The organism is Pseudomaricurvus albidus, assembly GCF_018863235.1.
GTDB classification, from domain to species: domain Bacteria; phylum Pseudomonadota; class Gammaproteobacteria; order Pseudomonadales; family Cellvibrionaceae; genus Pseudomaricurvus; species Pseudomaricurvus albidus.
Window position 1 is genome coordinate 29,196 of sequence record NZ_JAHKRS010000002.1, and the last position, 18,300, is coordinate 47,495.

The 18,300-nt window shown below is 54.9% G+C and carries 17 protein-coding genes; 13 read left to right on the plus strand and 4 right to left on the minus strand.

Annotation, left to right across the window (positions count from 1 at the left end; all coding sequences use genetic code 11):
* Nucleotides 1-53 precede the first annotated feature (53 nt).
* The 3 genes from KOI40_RS03445 to cysQ form a co-directional block, all read right to left on the minus strand.
* Entirely contained in the window at nucleotides 54-563 is a 510-nt protein-coding gene (locus KOI40_RS03445; protein ID WP_216096077.1) for a hypothetical protein, read from the minus strand.
* 152 nt (nucleotides 564-715) lie between these two features.
* Nucleotides 716-940, minus strand: a complete 225-nt coding sequence (locus tag KOI40_RS03450) for a hypothetical protein (protein ID WP_216096078.1) — start codon at nucleotides 938-940, stop codon at nucleotides 716-718.
* Nucleotides 941-1,192: 252 nt separating this feature from the next.
* Entirely contained in the window at nucleotides 1,193-2,032 is an 840-nt protein-coding gene (cysQ, locus tag KOI40_RS03455; protein WP_216096079.1) for a 3'(2'),5'-bisphosphate nucleotidase CysQ, read from the minus strand.
* Nucleotides 2,033-2,363: 331 nt separating this feature from the next.
* Here cysQ and tkt point away from each other — a divergent pair, with 331 nt between their 5' ends.
* The 9 genes from tkt to doeB2 all read left to right on the plus strand — a co-directional run bounded on the left by tkt (nucleotide 2,364) and on the right by doeB2 (nucleotide 11,800).
* Entirely contained in the window at nucleotides 2,364-4,364 is a 2,001-nt protein-coding gene (tkt, locus tag KOI40_RS03460) for a transketolase (protein ID WP_216096080.1), read from the plus strand.
* A gap of 130 nt (nucleotides 4,365-4,494) precedes the next feature.
* On the plus strand, nucleotides 4,495-5,553 hold the full coding sequence (gene gap, locus KOI40_RS03465; RefSeq protein WP_216096081.1) for a type I glyceraldehyde-3-phosphate dehydrogenase: 1,059 nt from the start codon (nucleotides 4,495-4,497) through the stop codon (nucleotides 5,551-5,553).
* A gap of 57 nt (nucleotides 5,554-5,610) precedes the next feature.
* A complete protein-coding gene (locus tag KOI40_RS03470) occupies nucleotides 5,611-6,774 on the plus strand; it encodes a phosphoglycerate kinase (RefSeq protein ID WP_216096082.1) in 1,164 nt (387 codons plus the stop codon).
* 80 nt (nucleotides 6,775-6,854) lie between these two features.
* Nucleotides 6,855-7,919 (plus strand): class II fructose-bisphosphate aldolase, encoded by a 1,065-nt coding sequence (fba, locus tag KOI40_RS03475; protein WP_216096083.1) that lies wholly within the window; start codon nucleotides 6,855-6,857, stop codon nucleotides 7,917-7,919.
* Between the two features lie 102 nt (nucleotides 7,920-8,021).
* The gene (locus KOI40_RS03480) at nucleotides 8,022-9,017 is read left to right on the plus strand and encodes an alpha/beta hydrolase (protein WP_216096084.1); all 996 of its coding nucleotides are present in this window, start codon (nucleotides 8,022-8,024) and stop codon (nucleotides 9,015-9,017) included.
* A gap of 115 nt (nucleotides 9,018-9,132) precedes the next feature.
* Nucleotides 9,133-9,657 carry a peroxiredoxin gene (locus KOI40_RS03485; protein WP_216096085.1) on the plus strand — a complete coding sequence of 175 codons (525 nt, stop codon included), beginning with the start codon at nucleotides 9,133-9,135 and terminating at the stop codon, nucleotides 9,655-9,657.
* Nucleotides 9,658-9,668: 11 nt separating this feature from the next.
* Entirely contained in the window at nucleotides 9,669-9,863 is a 195-nt protein-coding gene (locus KOI40_RS03490; RefSeq protein WP_216096086.1) for a CPXCG motif-containing cysteine-rich protein, read from the plus strand.
* Between the two features lie 301 nt (nucleotides 9,864-10,164).
* A complete protein-coding gene (locus KOI40_RS03495; protein WP_216096087.1) occupies nucleotides 10,165-10,521 on the plus strand; it encodes a hypothetical protein in 357 nt (118 codons plus the stop codon).
* Nucleotides 10,522-10,618: 97 nt separating this feature from the next.
* Nucleotides 10,619-11,800: a N(2)-acetyl-L-2,4-diaminobutanoate deacetylase DoeB2 gene (doeB2, locus tag KOI40_RS03500; RefSeq protein ID WP_216096088.1), complete on the plus strand. Its 1,182-nt coding sequence runs from the start codon at nucleotides 10,619-10,621 to the stop codon at nucleotides 11,798-11,800.
* 58 nt (nucleotides 11,801-11,858) lie between these two features.
* Here the strand turns inward: doeB2 and KOI40_RS03505 are convergent, their stop codons facing one another.
* Nucleotides 11,859-12,731 (minus strand): hypothetical protein, encoded by an 873-nt coding sequence (locus KOI40_RS03505; RefSeq protein WP_216096089.1) that lies wholly within the window; start codon nucleotides 12,729-12,731, stop codon nucleotides 11,859-11,861.
* A gap of 700 nt (nucleotides 12,732-13,431) precedes the next feature.
* Here KOI40_RS03505 and ectB point away from each other — a divergent pair.
* The 4 genes from ectB (at nucleotide 13,432) to KOI40_RS03525 (ending at nucleotide 18,295) form a co-directional block, all read left to right on the plus strand.
* Nucleotides 13,432-14,682: a diaminobutyrate--2-oxoglutarate transaminase gene (ectB, locus tag KOI40_RS03510; RefSeq protein WP_216096090.1), complete on the plus strand. Its 1,251-nt coding sequence runs from the start codon at nucleotides 13,432-13,434 to the stop codon at nucleotides 14,680-14,682.
* A 5-nt stretch (nucleotides 14,683-14,687) separates the two neighbouring features.
* The gene (doeA, locus tag KOI40_RS03515; RefSeq protein WP_216096091.1) at nucleotides 14,688-16,037 is read left to right on the plus strand and encodes an ectoine hydrolase; all 1,350 of its coding nucleotides are present in this window, start codon (nucleotides 14,688-14,690) and stop codon (nucleotides 16,035-16,037) included.
* 97 nt (nucleotides 16,038-16,134) lie between these two features.
* Nucleotides 16,135-17,511 carry an NAD-dependent succinate-semialdehyde dehydrogenase gene (locus KOI40_RS03520; protein WP_233710001.1) on the plus strand — a complete coding sequence of 459 codons (1,377 nt, stop codon included), beginning with the start codon at nucleotides 16,135-16,137 and terminating at the stop codon, nucleotides 17,509-17,511.
* A gap of 88 nt (nucleotides 17,512-17,599) precedes the next feature.
* Nucleotides 17,600-18,295 (plus strand): class I SAM-dependent methyltransferase, encoded by a 696-nt coding sequence (locus KOI40_RS03525; RefSeq protein ID WP_216096092.1) that lies wholly within the window; start codon nucleotides 17,600-17,602, stop codon nucleotides 18,293-18,295.
* The last annotated feature ends 5 nt before the right edge of the window (nucleotides 18,296-18,300 follow it).

The following is an 18,300-nucleotide window of genomic DNA, read 5'->3' on the forward strand; positions in this document are numbered from 1 at the left end:
ATAAATACTGTATCAATACGGTAACTGGATTCATTCCCATGATTCAGAATTAATTAATCCCGACTTTTCCCTAAGTACCAGACTTCACCGTCACGGTCCAGACTGCACGTCCATTCGTGATCTTCATGGTTAAACTTTAGTACTGCTCCGGATTCGGCAGTCATGTATTCCGCATGTTTGAACTTTTTATTGGTGTGTCCGGTTTTTTTGCCAAACGCCTTGCCGCATGCTTTTTTAGCTGCCTTCTCATCACTGCTCCTGCTTGAAGAGCCATGGGAGCTGGATTTACAAACACCGTTTCTACCTTCTTTGGTTGCGTAAGACACACTCATGGATTCGTCCGGGTTTCTGGAAATCGAAATCGTTGTGCCATGCCGCTTGGCTTCGTAATAGGAGTCACTGAATTTTTTTAAATTGGCTTCTTTTCCATTGATGAAAACGGGGCCTCCTCTATCGGCGTGAACCTCGATATCTCCGGGACAGCTGTAATTCATTTGCGGGATGCCAGCAGAGGCGGTAGCGGCAAAGAGCAGGGCACAGGCACCCAACCATAACTTTTGCATGAGCAGTTCCTAGTTTATCTTGATCAAGAGGTTAGTCAGTAATGTTCCCGGAATTAGGTGACAGCCTTTTAAAAATAGACGAAGTTGAACAGGCATCAAGTCAGGTTGCCTGAATGACAGATGTATCGAGAGACGGGTCAAGAGATTGTCTTCTAACGATTCGCCGCATAGGGCAGTGCCGTGAGCATGCCGCGCCGGGACTGGATCATTTCGCGATAGGTTTGCTGGAGAGAAAAGTCCCGATCGCCGTCGCCGATTTTCAGTTGTTCAAGCTGGCGTTCCAGACCGGTGATTTCGCGGATCAGTTGTTCCCGCAGGATGATGGAGTTCTGGTTATCCACATTAACGAGCTGAGGAGCAGCGGTGCGACCAATCATACTACTTGCCTTTATTGTTGGGTCAGTCGGCTGCCGGTTGATTCACCTCTGCGGATAATCATCCTGACAGGGTTTGTATGACAGGCCGCCTGAATAGTGCTGTTGGTTATTGAACTTGCCGTAATGCTTACAGAAAAGCATAGTCGTTAATTGCTGTGGAACGCTGCCAAATAATGTGACGGACGTCATTATTTTACATAGATGGCGCGTTAGGGGTCATTTTCTTCACGTTATCGTCAATTTCGCTCAATATCAGTGAATTGGGGGCGAGGACAGCAGTGATGACCACCAGTCGTACTCCGGATCGCCAATCACGAAGAAATCGGGATTGAGGAGGCTGTCCTTTTGGTTGTAGCGCAGGGGTTGCAGTCGATCGTTCAGTACCAAGCCGCCCGCGGCTTCCACCACCGCCTGAGCCGCAGCCGTATCCCACTCGCAGGTCGGGGCCAGCCGGGGGTAAAAATCCGCCTTGCCTTCGGCGATCAGGCAGAGCTTGAGGGAGCTGCCGATGTTTTGGGTGTTAACCTCACCGAGATGAGTCGCGACTTTTTCCAGCAGGCGATCCACGTTTTCGGTGCCGTGTCGACGACTGGCCACCACTTCGACAGGGTGGCCGGATTTCTCTGTCGGCATCAGAGGGCGAGTGTGAATCGCTGTGGATTGGCCCTGTACCTGTTTAATGGCTCCCTCGCCGGGGATGCCTGCATAGGTGATGCCCGTGACCGGCACATGCACAACCCCCAACACCGGAGACCCTTGTTCTATCAGGGCCACATTGACGGTGAACTCGCCGTTGCGCCGGATGAACTCCTTGGTGCCATCCAGTGGATCGATCAGCCAGTAGTGATCCCAGCCGCTGCGGGTGGCAAAGTCCGGCTGAGAACCCTCCTCGGAGAGTAGGGGCACGCCTGCCAGCAGCGACTGAAGGCCGGGGGCCAACAGGGCGTGGGCGGCCAAATCGGCTGCAGTCACCGGCGAATCGTCGGACTTGGTGCTGATGTCCATGCCCTCGCTCCGATGGTAGACCTCGAGAATGGCCTCGCCTGCCTGCTGGCACAGGGCAATGACGGACTGCAAAAGGGCGTTATTCATCGGTGCTCCCGTGGACTCGAGTTGTTCAGGCGTGAGCGAATCATTATAGAGGCTCGTTGGCGCGCGCGGGGCAGGGGATAACGCACAAATGGCCCGTCAATGGCCAAAAATGAGAAAAATAAGACGCCGAGGCAAGATTGCGGCATGGAACGGCGACTTTTTGTTCTGTTTTCACCCGCTTTTTGCCCGATCGCCCTTTACCCCATCAGGCCAGTGCGAGAAAATAGCGCCCTTTTTTAATGACCCCCTTTTTCACGATTACCGCACCAGTTCCGGTGGTGGTCATCGAAGTGCGTCATCTTTGCAGTGCATCAACAGGAGCCCCGAGCCCATGCCATCCCGTGCCGAACTAGCCAACGCCATCCGCGCCCTCAGTATGGACGCCGTCCAGCAAGCCAACAGTGGTCACCCCGGTGCCCCTATGGGCATGGCGGATATCGCCGAAGTTCTGTGGAACGACTATCTCAAGCACAACCCCAGTAACCCGGACTGGGCCGACCGCGACCGCTTCGTGCTGTCCAACGGTCACGGATCCATGCTGATCTACTCTCTGTTGCATCTGTCCGGTTACGATCTGCCGATTGAAGAGCTGAAAAACTTCCGTCAGCTGCACTCCAAGACCCCGGGCCACCCTGAATACGGTTACGCGCCGGGTGTTGAAACCACCACTGGCCCGCTGGGTCAGGGCATCACCAATGCGGTGGGCATGGCGCTGGCGGAGAAAATTCTGGCCGACCAGTTCAACCGCGACGGCCACGACGTAGTTAACCACTTTACCTACACGTTCATGGGCGATGGCTGCCTGATGGAAGGTATTTCCCACGAAGCCTGCTCTCTGGCCGGTACTCTGGGTCTGGGTAAACTGATTGCCTTCTACGACGACAATGGCATCTCCATCGACGGTGAAGTGGAAGGCTGGTTCACTGACGATACGCCAAAGCGTTTCGAATCCTACGGTTGGCATGTCATCCCGGCTGTGGATGGCCACGACAGCAATGCCATCAAGGCCGCGATCGAAGCCGCTCGCGCCGAAACCGACAAGCCCACCATCATCTGCTGCAAAACCGTGATTGGTTTTGGTTCCCCCAACAAGCAAGGCAAGGAAGAGTGTCACGGTGCCCCTCTGGGTGACGAAGAGATCGCTCTGGTGCGCAAAACCCTGAACTGGGAGCACGGCCCATTTGAAATTCCTGCCGACATCGCCAGTGCCTGGAATGCACAGGATGCGGGTGCCAAAGCCGAGAGCGAGTGGCAGGGCCGTTTTGAAGCCTATCAAGCCGCTCACCCGGAGCTGGCCGCTGAATTCGAGCGCCGTGTGATCAAAGGCGATCTGCCTGCTGACTTCTCCGAAAAAGCCGATGCCTACATCCGCGAATGTCAGGAGAAAGCCGAGAAGGTGGCCTCCCGTAAAGCCTCCCAGAACACCCTGAATGCGTTCGGCCCTCTGCTGCCTGAGCTGCTCGGTGGTTCTGCGGATCTGGCCGGCTCCAACCTGACCCTGTGGAAGGGTTGTAAAGGTGTTGAGGCCAAGGACGCCAGCGGTAACTACATTTACTACGGTGTGCGCGAATTTGGTATGAGCGCCATCATGAACGGTATTGCCCTGCACGGCGGTTTCGTGAACTACGGTGCTACCTTCCTGATGTTTATGGAATACGCCCGCAACGCCGTGCGCATGGCTGCCCTGATGAAGCAGCAGAGCATCTTTGTTTACACCCACGACTCCATCGGTCTGGGTGAAGACGGTCCGACTCACCAGCCGGTTGAGCAGATCCCCAGCCTGCGCATCATTCCCAACATGCACGTCTGGCGTCCCTGTGACACCGTGGAGTCTGCGGTATCCTGGAAGTCTGCCATCGAGCGTCGCGACGGCCCGTCTTCTCTGATCTTCTCCCGTCAGGGTCTGGCTCCCCAGCCCCGCAATGACGAGCAGCTGAGCAACATCGCCCGCGGTGGTTACATTCTGAAAGACTGCGACGGCGAGCCGGAAGCGATCATCATTGCCACCGGTTCTGAAGTTGAGCTGGCCGTGGCCGCAGCAGACAAGCTGGCGGCTGCCGGTAAGAAGATTCGCGTTGTGTCCATGCCCTGCGCCGAGCTGTTCTGCGCCCAGGATGCCGAGTACCGTCAACAGGTGCTGCCGATCGAAGTGGGTGCCCGTGTTGCCGTGGAAGCGGCTCAGGAAGACTACTGGTACAAGTTCGTGGGTCTGGACGGCCGCATCGTCGGTATGAAAACCTTCGGTGAGTCCGCACCCGGTGGTGAGTTGATGGAGTACTTCGGTTTCACCGTTGAGAATGTTGTCAACGCTGTTGAAGAAGTGCTGGATTAACACCACACTGAATGGGTGGCGCCAGTCGTTTTCCGGCTGCGCCACCCTTATTCAGCCGGTGCTTGATTTGCCGGCAACGAACAGCACAGTTCCCCCGGTTTATCTCCACGTTAATGGGTAAGAGATCCGCTTGAGCACTCCTCAGACCACTGAACAACCTTCATCCTGTCAGCCCTTGCGGCTTGCAATCAACGGCTATGGCCGTATCGGTCGCTGTGTGCTGCGGGCATTGTTTGAGGCCGACTTGCAGGATCAGCTGCAAGTGGTTGCCATCAACGAGTTGGCGGATTGCAAAACCATTGCGCACCTCACCAAATACGATTCCACCCATGGCCGTTTTCCCGGCGCTGTCAGCATTGCCGATGATCACCTGAACATTGACGGGCAGGTGATTCGGGTTCTGCACTGTGAAAACATTGCCGACCTGCCCTGGGCCGAACTGGGGGTGGATCTGGTGCTGGAATGCACCGGTGCGTTCAGTGATCGCGCCACGGCACAGCTGCACATTAATCAGGGCGCCGGCCGGGTTCTGTTCTCCCAGCCAGCGGAAGCGGATGTGGATGCGACCATTGTCTACGGGGTCAATGAGCAGGAGCTTACGGCGGCGCACACCATTGTCTCCAATGCCTCCTGTACCACCAACTGCAGCATTCCGGTGATTAAGGCCCTGCAGGATGCTTTCGGCGTCGAAAGCGGGGTGATTACCACCTTGCACTCGGCTATGAACGACCAGCCGGTGATCGATGCCTACCACCACACAGATTTGCGAAAAACCCGCTCGGCCATTACCTCCATGATTCCGGTGGACACGGGTTTGGCACGTGGAATTGAACGCTTTCTGCCACAATTGGCGGGCCGCTTTGAGGCTCAGGCCATGCGGGTACCGACGGCCAACGTCTCGGCCATCGATCTGTCCGTTGTGGTGCAGCGGGATGTGACCGTGGCGGAAGTTAATGCCATGCTCGCCAGCGTTGCCACCACCGAGTTCCACGGTGTACTCGGGTATACCGAAGAGCTGCTGGCCTCGTGCGATTTCAATCACGATGCCCGCTCCGGTATTGTGGATGCGGGCCAGACCCGGGTGGCGGGCAAGCGACTGGTCAAGGTGCTCACCTGGTTTGATAATGAGTGGGGCTATGCCAACCGGATGATTGATGTCGCCTGCGCCTGGAAGCGTGCCCTGAACTGACCGAATTACCGATTTTTTATTTTACATACAACTGCAAAACACAGAGGAACCACAGCCATGGCTGTAAAACTGATGACGGAACTGGATCTGGCCGGCAAACGCGTGCTGATCCGTGAAGACCTCAATGTCCCGGTAAAGAACGGGGTGGTAACCAGTGATGCCCGCATTCGCGCAGCACTGCCTACCATTGAGCACGCCCTGAAAGCGGGTGCCAAGGTTATCGTCATGTCCCATTTGGGGCGCCCTACCGAAGGTGAATACGCCGACGAGTTCTCCATGCAGCCGGTGGCGGATCATCTGGGCAAGCTGCTCAACCGTGAAGTCTCTGTTGTCAAAGACTGGCAGTCCGGTGTCGACGTGGCGGAAGGCGAGCTGGTGTTGCTGGAAAATGTTCGCTTTAACCCCGGCGAAAAGAAAGATGCCGATGAGTTGGCCAAAGCCTACGCTTCACTGTGCGACATCTTTGTGATGGACGCTTTCGGTACCGCTCACCGCGCTCAGGCTTCCACGCACGGTGTGGCCAAGTTTGCGCCTGTTGCCTGTGCCGGCCCGCTGTTGGCCGCAGAGCTGGACGCACTGGAAAAAGCCCTGGCCAACCCGGCGCGCCCGATGGTGGCGATTGTTGGCGGTTCCAAGGTTTCGACTAAACTTACCGTATTGGAAACCCTGTCTGACAAGGTGGATCAGCTGATTGTGGGTGGCGGTATCGCCAACACTTTCCTGGCGGCCAGCGGCAAGCCTGTGGGCAAATCCCTGTACGAAGAAGACCTGATTCCCAACGCCAAGGCGTTGATGGAAAAATGCGACATTCCTGTGCCTACCGACGTGGTCACCGGCACCGAGTTCTCTGAAACCGCAGAGGCAACTTTGAAAGACGCGTCCGAAGTGACTGCCGATGACATGATTTTCGACATCGGTCCGGATTCTTCTGCTGCCCTGGCAAAAATCCTGCAAGACGCCAAGACCATTATCTGGAATGGCCCGGTGGGTGTGTTTGAATTCGACCAGTTTGGCGGCGGTACCGAAGCGCTGTCCAAGGCCATCGCCGAGAGTGATGGTTTCTCCATCGCCGGCGGTGGTGACACTCTGGCTGCGGTCGACAAATACAACATCGCTGATAAGGTGTCTTACATCTCCACCGGTGGTGGCGCCTTTTTGGAATACGTTGAAGGCAAGGTGTTGCCAGCGGTTGCCATTCTGGAAGAGCGTGCCGCGCAATAACGCGCGTATCGCCAGCTACACAGACGACCAGTTATACAGATAAATAGAAACCTACACAGACAAGAGACAAGGACATAATCATGGCCCTGATAAGCATGCGACAATTGCTGGACCACGCCGCCGAGTACGGTTACGGCGTGCCCGCTTATAACGTCAACAACCTGGAGCAGATGCGCGCCATTATGGAAGCGGCCGATCAGACCGATTCCCCGGTCATCGTTCAGGCGTCAGCCGGTGCCCGCAAATACGCCGGTGCTCCTTTCCTGCGCCACCTGATTCTGGCTGCGATTGAGGAGTTTCCTCACATTCCGGTGTGTATGCACCAGGATCACGGTACTTCACCGTCCGTTTGCCAGCGCTCCATCCAGCTGGGCTTCAGCTCGGTGATGATGGACGGCTCTCTGGGTGAAGACGGCAAGACCCCGGCCGATTACGAGTACAACGTCGACGTTACCCGTCGCACGGTAGAAATGGCTCACGCCTGCGGTGTTTCCGTTGAAGGTGAGCTGGGTTGTCTGGGTTCTCTGGAAACCGGTGAAGCCGGTGAAGAAGACGGTATTGGTGCTGTGGGTAAACTGACTCACGACCAGATGCTGACCGACCCTGAAGAAGCGGCAGACTTCGTTGCCAAAACCGATGTGGATGCACTGGCCATTGCCTGTGGTACCTCTCACGGTGCTTACAAGTTCACTCGCCCACCCACGGGTGACATCCTGGCGATTGATCGCATCAAGGAAATTCACAAGCGTATTCCCAACACTCACCTGGTTATGCACGGTTCTTCCTCTGTGCCCCAGGAGTGGTTGGCTGTGATCAATGAGTTTGGCGGTGAGATTCCGGAAACTTACGGTGTGCCTGTTGAGCAAATCGTTGAAGGCATCAAGCACGGCGTGCGCAAGGTGAATATCGATACCGATCTGCGTTTGGCTTCTACCGGTGCGACCCGTCGTTTCCTGGCTGAAAACCCCAGCGAGTTTGACCCGCGCAAATTCCTGTCGGCCACTGTGACTGCCATGAAAGACATCTGTATGGCTCGTTATGAGGCTTTCGGTACTGCCGGCAACGCCAGCAAAATTACTCCAGTGAGCCTGGACACCATGTTTACCCGCTACGAAAGCGGTGAGCTGAAAGCCAGGGTCAAGTAACCCGAGCTGAACGCAAGAGAGCGGGGCAGTAATGCTGCCTCGCATCTCTGCTCTCCCTTCCTTATACTCGTGATCAACTGCTTTTGTTGATTGTGAACCTCTATGTCTCCAACCCTTGAGTCCCTGCAGCAACTGGCTGCGGATCTGCCTCCGATGGACTTTTCATTGACGACGGACCAGACCGAATGGCTGGCTGGCGCGTCCGTGCAGAGCTATCTGGATCATTACCGAATCAATTTTGCCAAAGAGGGGCTGTGCCAGTCACACCATTTCGGACGCATGTCGGCGGCGGGGTTTGAGGTCGCCGTGCAGATCTGGTTAGCGTCAGACCGGACCGAAGGTGAAATGTCGGCCAATCGCACGGGCACGGTGTTTTTGATTCACGGGTATACCGACAGCGTGGGACTGATGCATCACGCCATCCGGTTTTTGCTGCAACAGGGCTGGAGTGTAGTGGCGTTTGATCTGCCGGGGCACGGACTGAGTTCCGGTGTACAGGCGAGCATCGATTCCTTCGATCAGTATCGGCAAGTGCTGCAGGACTGTCTCGCCTGTTGTCAGCAGGCATTGCCGAAACCCTGGCACGGTGTAGGACAGAGTACCGGTGGGGCGGTGTGGCTGAATTATCTGGGGGCCGAGCCTGAGCAGACTACTATTGAGCAGCTGGTGTTGCTGGCTCCTCTGGTACGCCCAAAAGGTTGGGGGCTCGCGCGCTGGTTGTTTCCTGCGGTGAGAAAAATCACCGATCAGCTGGCTCGCAAATACAACATCACCTCACACGACGAGGCATTTCTGAATTTCGTCCGCCACCAGGATCCATTGCAATCACGCATTACTCCGTTGCGCTGGGCAACCGCCATGGAAGAGTGGGTGCAGGCTTTTCAGGCGTTTGAGGTTCAGCAACGTCCTCTGACCATCATTCAGGGCGATGCGGATACCACCGTGGATTTCCGCTACAACCTGGACGTCATTGGTCGCAAGTTTCCCAATTCCCGGGTGGTCATGATTGCTGATGGACGGCACCAGTTAGTGAATGAATCGGACTTCTATCGCGATCAGGTGTTTTCCGAAATCAAAAGAAGCCTGAGTGAGGGATAACAGCAGGATACGATCTGCATTGTCAATGCAGACCAGCGCGTATCAGAACTGCTAAACTCTGACTCGATCCAACCCGTTTTCAGATACAGACATTACCCTAATAACAGGAGCGGTTATGAACCGGCTTAAGCAGTCATTTTTTACGTTTATGGTTACTTTGTTGTTGAGCGCTTCGGCAAGTGCATTGGAAGTGGGCGATATGGCTCCCGATTTCACCTTGCAAGGCTCAGATGGCAAAACTTATACCCTGTCGGATTTTCGCGGCAAGCAGGCTGTCGTTCTGGCCTGGTTCCCCAAGGCTTACACCCGCGGTTGCACCATAGAATGTAAGTCTTTGGCAGACAATGGTGATTTGATTCGCGCCTATGATGTCACTTATTTCATGGCCAGTGTCGATGATCTGGAAGACAACAAGGGCTTCGCGGAAGAAACCAATGCGGATTTTCCCCTGTTGAGTGATCCCGACAAAACCGTGGCCAAGGCCTACGAGGTCTTGCATCTGTTGGGCTTTGCCAAACGCCAGACTTTTTACATCGGGGTCGATGGTAAAATTCTGAAGATTGATACTGATGTTAAGCCCGCCACGTCCGCCGAGGATATGGCAGCGACTCTCGGTGAGTTGGGTGTTGCCAAACGCTGAGTGATTCCGCTGTGCTCACCGGTTTGGAACCCGCGCACATCGCCTGTCCTTATTGCGGCGAAACCATTGAGGTACTGATCGATTGTTCAGTGCCTCATCAGGTTTATATTGAAGATTGCCAGGTTTGCTGCCGACCTATCTGTTTTGAGGTTACTGTTGATGAGTCTGGTGTTCCTTCGGTCTTGGTGTCTCATGAAAACGAATGATCCGAGATTCCTGTTCCTCCTTTGTTAGCCCTTCTTTCACGCTGCCGCCACGCTATTTTGAATGGGATTGCAGTTCTGCAACGGCGAGCAGCAATGTCAAACACTCCTCAACCCATATCGCAATCGGCACAGAAAAAGGCAGTGGATAAAACGGGAGTATTGCATACACTGGATACAATGCCGGTTACCCAATCCACATCACTCCCGTCATGGAGAGGAGGGGGAAGCCGGATGAGCCCGATGTCATGGAGTTCAAGTCAGTCTGTATCCGCGCTGTGCTGATACGGTGAGGAGGAAACCGGTGAAACCGTGGTCCACAAGTTTTTATCTGCTGTTATCGCTGTGTGTCAGTGGCTGGACAAACGCGTCGGCCGAGGAGCGTGATTACCCTATTTGCAAGCGGCTTGCGGTCAAGTACCTCGAAAGCTGCCTGCGGGATCAGCCGGATGCCGATGCTGACAGTTGCTGGTCTGAATCCAGGCGCGTCTACCAAACCTGCATTGAGGACGCCATCGATCATGGGCTCTCTGACGCCGCGGACGTCCGTTCCGATGCGGCAACCACAAACCGGCAACCGCAACCTGCGGGCAAGACCCAGCCGCGACAGCACGATCAGGAGAAAATCAACGAGGTACGCAAAATCCGGGGAATTATGTAGTCTGTAAGGTGTAGTATGAAGCAAGAGCCGCTTACTGGGACGGGTTCCGGTGTCTCCGGTTAACCCGTCAGAATTGTGAACCCACACAGGAGATGACGTGCAAAGCCCTTGGCAAACGATTCTACAGGATGCCGTTTCCCTGCGGCACACTCTTCACCGCTCACCAGAATTAAGTTGGCAGGAGCAGCAGACCGCACAGCGGGTGCGACAGGCACTGGATCAGCTGAATATTCCCTGGCGAGTGTGCGCCAAACACGGCACCGTAGGCACTCTGGCGCCCCACGCCAAAGGAGAACATATCGCCCTGCGAGGGGATATGGATGCCCTGCCGATTCATGAACTCACTGACATTGACTATCGCTCGGAAGTGTCCGGTTGCATGCACGCCTGTGGCCACGACGGTCATACCGCCGCGCTCTGGGCAACGGCGGCCTGGCTGAAACAGCAGGAAGATCGACTGCCGGGACCGGTTTCTCTCATCTTTCAGCCCGCCGAAGAGGGCGGTCACGGTGCGCGGGAAATGATTGCCGATGGCGCTCTTGATGGCGTGGATTATATTTTCGGCTGGCACAACTGGCCGGCCATTCCACTGGGGCAGGCGGTGTGTCCGGATGGCCCGGTGATGTCGGGTAACGGCACCTTCCGCATCGATGTCACCGGACAGGGTGGTCATGCCAGCCAGCCGGAACTCTGTCGGGATCCGGTGCTCGCGGCCGCGGCGATCACCCTCAATCTGCAGCAGATAGTCAGCCGGCGATTACCTCCACAGGCGGCTGCCGTGGTCAGTGTCAGCTCGGTCAGGGCAGACGCGGCGCCCACGGTTACCCCTGAACTGGCGACCCTGACCGGAAGTATTCGTCTCAGTGATCCGTCATTGAGGGGCACATTGAATGCTCTGATTCAGCAAATCAGCGAGGATACGGCTCGCAGCTACGGTGTGAGCGCCACGGTCACTTCAGAAGCGCGCTACGAGGCGACGATCAATCATGCCAGTGCCGCCAGCCGCTATCGGCAGGCCCTGGAGGAAGAGCTGGGAGCCAACTGGTGTATGGATTCGATGCCGCAGCCAATTATGGCCTCAGAGGATTTCAGTTATTATTTGCAGCAAATACCGGGTGCCTTTGCCCTGATAGGAATGGGCGGCGAACCCAGGTTTCAATACCCCTGCCACAGCCCGCACTACCAGTTTAATGACGCTCTGCTGGCTCCGGTAGTATCCGTGTTTTCTCGTCTGGTGGGGGCGGATATCCCTGCCTCGCCCGAGAACTCTCATCCCTGAAAAAACCGCCAGAGGGCTTCTGGCGGTTTTCTTTACTGTTTTTTCTTCGGCGGTTTTGTTACGGCGCTGTATTGATAGCCCCAAAATCACGGCGCACATCACTGATGTCACTGTGGGATTCCGTGGCGGTGAATTCAGTGGTCGGACCAAAGAAAGCCTGACGGAATTCCTGGCGGGTTGCCGGGTCATTACTCAGTTGGGCAATATTCGCCATGCGGAACAGGGTTCCTATATTGCCACCGCGGCCTGAGGTTGGCTCAAAGTGTCCTTCGCCGGAGGTTTCCACCTGAGTCAGGATGGACGAGGCGTCTTCAACGTTTCTGCGGTTTCCGCTGGCCGGAGCGAGGGAGTCGGAACTGCTCCACAGGGTGATAACTTCAACGTTGCTGTCGAGATCGTCATAAATCTGGGTGGTCCAGCGTGTGTCAGGTTGAACTGGAATGACACAATCTGCACCAATGCGGTTCGCTGCATTGAAAGAACCACCACCGCCTTGCGAGTGACCAGCAGTGCAAACTCGGGCGTCAGCAGCAATGAGCGATGCATAGCGTGAGCGGGCGCTATTGAGGGCGTCCTGCATTTCAGACCCGGTGCCCGAATCTTCCGTATTGGCGGCCGCTACCAGAATACACTGTGATGCAACGGATTCCAGCAAGGTTCTGTAAGTGCTGGAAGTGCCACCGGTACCGTTGCCCCAAACCAGAACATTAAATGTTGCGCTGCTGTTACTGCTGTCGCTGGGAACGTAAAAAGTAGAGTTCAGACTACTGACGACATTCACATTACAGCGTCCATCATCTTCGGCGCGGTCGAACAGGTTGTCAAACCCTTCAGTGGGCGCTGGAGTGCCCGCCATGGCAGAGGTTGAGAGCATCAGCCCGGCGAGGGCGGCAGACAGTTTCCAGCGGTTATTCTGAGTTTTCTTAAGCATTATTATCTCTCTTAATTTGTCTCGATTATTCTCATGCAGCGTCTGCGTTATAAGATCTGGCTTGGTTATTGCAGTTCTTCAAACACAGCACACTGACACACTTCAGCAGATCAGATCGAATGTCATTCTCGAGCGTTTCTCCAGAAATGCGTGAAGCGGAGTCTGGTGTGTGTCACTTTTGTCGGCTATGACGCGAGTTTCGATTTTTATTCGAATTTGGTATCACTCAACATAAAGTTCGTCAGAAACGAATCGTAAGTAATAAACGATCCGGCTTGATGATGCTTAAGTGGGGTATGAGTTGTTGGGAGCTTGAATGGCGTTTCTTCCGGTAATGCGGTTTGCCGTGAAAAAGGAAGAAAAACTATTGCTGATCACAGACTTGCACGACTCTTTGATGTCTCCTACTTTCAAGGTATGAAGGATTTTCCGGCGCACTGCGGACACTCCTCAACGGCTTCAAACGTGAGTAACAGTTTTTAAATGAGTAAATTTACCTTTAAAAAATGGTTCGCCATTCTCTTCTTTTTAGCGCTAATGAAATATTAGACGCCACTCTTTGCTTGAATCTCATGTTTTAAGCAAGCCCGATGTATTCACTGAAAATCTTCGATTGTAATTTCGATTGTAAGTAAGTCCCCGGCGTTTATCCGCACACAATTTGAGTTCACTCAGTCATTCTGACAAATAGGAGTCCCCTATGGAGCTATTCGAACAATGGGAATCTGAAATCCGCGGTTATTGCCGCAGCTACCCCACAGTCTTTAAAACTGCCAGCAATGCGCATCAGGTTGATGAGCAGGGAAAAACCTATCTGGATTTTTTCGCCGGTGCGGGAGTGTTAAATTTCGGTCACAACAACCCCAAAATGAAGCAGGCGATTATTGACTATCTGCAAGGCGATGGCGTGGTACACAGCCTGGATATGTACACCAGCGCCAAACGAGAATTCATCCAGGGGTTTGTGGATACCATCCTCAAGCCTCGCCAAATGAACTACAAAATGCAGTTTATGGGGCCCACGGGCAGTAACGCGGTTGAGGCTGCTTTGAAATTGGCTCGACGGGTAACCGGACGTCATGAAGTCATCGCCTTTGCCCAGGGCTTCCATGGTATGACGCTGGGTTCCCTGGCGTGTACCGCCAACGAATATTTTCGTAATGCCGCTGGAATTCCCTTGCACTTTGCCACTCATCAACCGTTCGAAACCAATAAGGGCGGCGGGGTAGAGCAATTAAAAACCCTGCGTGCTTTATTGGAAAATACGTCCAGTGGCGTTGAAGCGCCTGCGGCGTTTTTGGTTGAGGTCATACAGGCAGAAGGTGGGGTGAATGTCGCCAGTGCCGAGTGGCTGCAGGAATTGCAACAGCTGGCTCGCGATACCGGCGCACTGTTGATCTTTGATGAGATTCAGGTGGGTTGCGGGCGCACCGGTCAGTATTTCAGTTTCGAAGGCATGGGGCTGGAACCGGACATTATTTGTCTGGCGAAAGGCATCGGGGGTTTTGGTACGCCCATGGCCATGAATCTGAACAAACCGGAACACGATGCCCACTGGCAGCCGGGAGAGCACACCGGCACTTTTCGCGGTCAGGATCTCTCGTTTGTGGCCGGTCGCGAAGCGCTGCGTTACTTCGAAGATGACAGCCTGATGGCGCAAACCCGGGAGCGCGGTGAGCTGGTGCAGCGGCGTCTGATGGAGATTCGTGACAGTTACCCCGGCGCTGATTTTGATGTGCGCGGACGGGGACTTATTCAGGCTCTGGATGTCCGCGATGGTGCACTGGCCAAACATATTGCCAAAAGATGTTTTGAAACCGGTCTGTTGGTGGGTCCCTGTGGTGAAAGCGGAAAGGTTGTCAAACTGTTGCCGCCGTTGACGATTGCAGATGATGATCTGGATAAAGGGCTGTCGATTCTTGCTGCGGCTGTAGCACATTGTATGGAGTGATTGATATGCGACATCGTGATGATATGACCTTTCCTTTTGCTGAGTACGAGCGCCGCATGGGAGAGTTGCGGGACCGAATGGCAGACCGATTACTGGATGCGGTGATTATCACTGACCCGGAAAATCTGATGTATCTGACCGATTATCAAACCACCGGTTATTCGTTTTTTCAGGCGCTGGTGGTGCCCATTGATGATGCGCCATTTATGATTACCCGCAAGCTGGAAGAATCGAACGTACACGCGAGAACCTGGCTGGAACACACGCGTCCCTATTCCGATACCGGTGATTCCATCCAGATGTTGGTTGAATCGCTGCGTGAATTTGGTTTGTCGAAAAAAATTCTCGGCTACGAGCGCAACAGTTATTTTTTCCCGGCTTATCACCAGGATGTGTTGAATACATCTTTTCGTGAAGGCCGTCTCATGGATTGCTTTGGCATTGTTGAAGAAGGCCGTAAAACAAAATCCGAAGCCGAGTTGGAAATCATGGGGCGGGCAGCCATTGCCACCAAGGCGGGAATGAAGGCCGGTATTGAAATGGTGCGTCCCGGTGTGACAGAAAATGAAATCGGCGCGGCCATCAGTGAGGCCATGTTCCGGGCCGGTGGTGAGCCACCGGCAGTGATGCCTTATGTGACCTCTGGGCCGCGCACTATGATTGGTCACGCGACCTGGGAGGGCCGAACGGTTCAGCCCAACGAGCATGTGTTTCTTGAAGTGGGTGGCTGTTTCCGCCGCTATCACACCGCCATGATGCGGACGGTTATGTGTGGTCCGATGACGGATGCCATGTACAAGGCGCAGGAAGTCATGAAGTATGCGTTGCGTCAGGTGTATGAACATGTGCGTCCGGGGATGACGGTGTCTGATGCGGACATCTTGATTCGCACAGCGGTCACCGAAAATGATGTCGGTGGTCAGCTGATCACCCGTTCAGGTTACTCCATTGGTATCGCCTTTCCTCCCAGCTGGGATGAAGGTTATATCGTCAGTCTGAAACAGGGTGATTCCACCGTTTTGCAGAAGGGCATGACGCTGCACATCATCCCCTGGATGTGGGGTGTGGAGGGGGATAAAACCTGTGGTATTTCTGACACCATTTATCTGACAGACGATGGCTGTAAATCTTTCTTTCAGGATTTCTCTCAGGACTTTGTGGTGAAAGGCGATCAGGGCAAGATCAAGTTCAAACCCGATTCGACAAAACCGGAATCCGACAAAACGGAAGAAGATAAACGTCTGGTTGCCATAGACAGCCGGGCGTCTGCCAAAGAGGGTCAGGCGAATCAGGAAAAGCCGGCTGCAGAATCCAAAGGCGCTAAAGACAAGCGTGCAGAAAAATCGGGTTCCTGATCCGCTTCTTGCCTGTTTGTGAACAACCGACAGACACATCTTCGCGAGCTGTGTTTAATCGGCTGTTTCATCAAGGCGAAACCATAATGAGGACAAGATGATGCTGAATGTGATTAACCCGACTACGGGTGAAGAGCTGCACGCCTATCCAACACTGGACAGTGCACAAGTTGAAAAAAGTCTTCAGACAGCGGTCGCTGGTTTTGATTACTGGAAAAACGTTTCGTTTGAAGAGCGGGCCGATGCACTGTGTGCCGTTGCCGACATCATGAAACAGGACCAGGAGCGGCTGGCACTGTTGATGACGGATGAAATGGGCAAGCCAATCGTTGAAGCGCGGGCCGAAGTGCAAAAATCCATCTGGTGTGCCGAACATTATGCCGAACATGCAGCGGGGTATCTGAGCAGTCAGACGCTGGCCTCGGATGCTCATCACAGTTATGTTCAGCACCTGCCGCTTGGGCCGCTGCTCGGAATCCTGCCATGGAACGCGCCCTTCTGGCTGGCCTTTCGTTTTTGTGCCCCGGCGTTGATGGCGGGCAATACCTGTCTGATGAAACACGACCCTCATGTGCCCGCGTGTGCGTCGGCCATTGCCGAATTGTTTGTCAAAGCCGGCGTACCCAACGGGCTGTTGCAGAATCTGCCGCTGGCCAATGATCAGGTGGGGCATGTGATTGCGGATTTTCGGGTGCGTGGTGTGTCGTTCACCGGTTCCAGTCAGGCGGGCAGTCGGGTTGCGGGTATGGCCGGCGCGGCACTCAAACCCTGTGTGCTGGAACTGGGTGGTTCCGATCCCAGTCTGGTACTGGCGGATGCCGATCTGGATCAGGCGGCGGATACACTGGTGCTGTCGCGCATGATCAATGCCGGACAATCCTGTATTGCCGCCAAGCGCCTGATTGTTGAGGCTCCGGTCTATGATGCATTTATTGAAAAAGTGAAAACCCGAATGCAGGCTCTGGTGGTGGGAAACCCCAGAGAGGAGACCACCACCATTGGCCCCATTGCCCGCGCTGATTTGCGGGACAACCTCAGCCGTCAGGTAGAGGCAACGATTGAGCAGGGGGCCCGCTGTCTGATGGGCGGGCAACCTGAGACCGGCCCGGGGTATTTTTTCCCGCCCACCTTGCTGGTGGATGTCACCAACGACATGGTCGCCTGTCAGGAAGAAACCTTCGGGCCGGTGACCGTCATCCTCAAAGCGGATAATGCTGGCCAGGCGCTGGCCATAGCCAACGACACCCGCTACGGTCTGGCATCATCCATATGGGGTGGCAGCGAGCAGGCTGAAGCCATGGCGTCTTCTCTGGAAGCCGGGCAGGTTGCCATTAACGGCATCGTCAAAACCGACCCTCGTCTGCCCAGTGGCGGCATCAAAAACTCGGGCATTGGCCGGGAGCTGGGACCTCATGGCATACTCGCGTTTGTAAACGCACAGCAGGTGTGGGTCGGGCCGAAAACCGGAGCCTGACTCTGTCGGTGTCTGTACCTGTGTCTGTGCCCGGACGGGATGAAGCTTCTTGGACCATAAAAACAATGACGTTACTGGCTCGAATGACATGGCAGTCATTCGAGCATGGAAGGCCAATGCGAAAGCCTGGATAAACGTGATTCAGCAAAACAAAGTGGTCAGTCGCCAGGTCACCAATCAGGCGATGATCAACGCGCTGTTGGACCTGCTGCCGACAGCTAACCTGGAACCTTCAGTGCTGGATCTCGGTTGTGGCGAAGGCTGGTTGTGTCGTGAACTGGCTGCCAGAAATATACGTATGACAGGGGTCGATGTGGTGCCGGCTCTGATTGAGCAGGCGCGCCGTACTGCCCCTGACTTGTTCCCGCCGGTCAACTATTCGGTATTGAGCTACCAGGATGTGGCGAAAGGAACGCTGGCCCGGCGTTACGACGGTGTGGTCTGCAACTTTTCCCTGCTGGATGAGCACAGCGTCAGGCTGCTCTTTTCCCGGGTGCATACCCTGCTCAATCCCGGTGGCGTTCTGGTGTTGCAAACACTCCACCCGGATAGGCTACCGATGACCCGTTCGACCGCAGATACCGATACCGGTTGGCAGCTGGAACACTGGCAGGGCTTCGATGAGTCTTTCCCGGCACCTTCGCCCTGGTTCTACCGATCGCTGCAGGAGTGGCAATCTTTGTTTCACCAGAGCAGGTTGATTCCGTTAGAGGTGATCGAACCCCGTCATCCGGATAGTGGTGAGTTGATGTCGCTGATCATGGCCGGGCAATTGCCAGACTAAAGTCT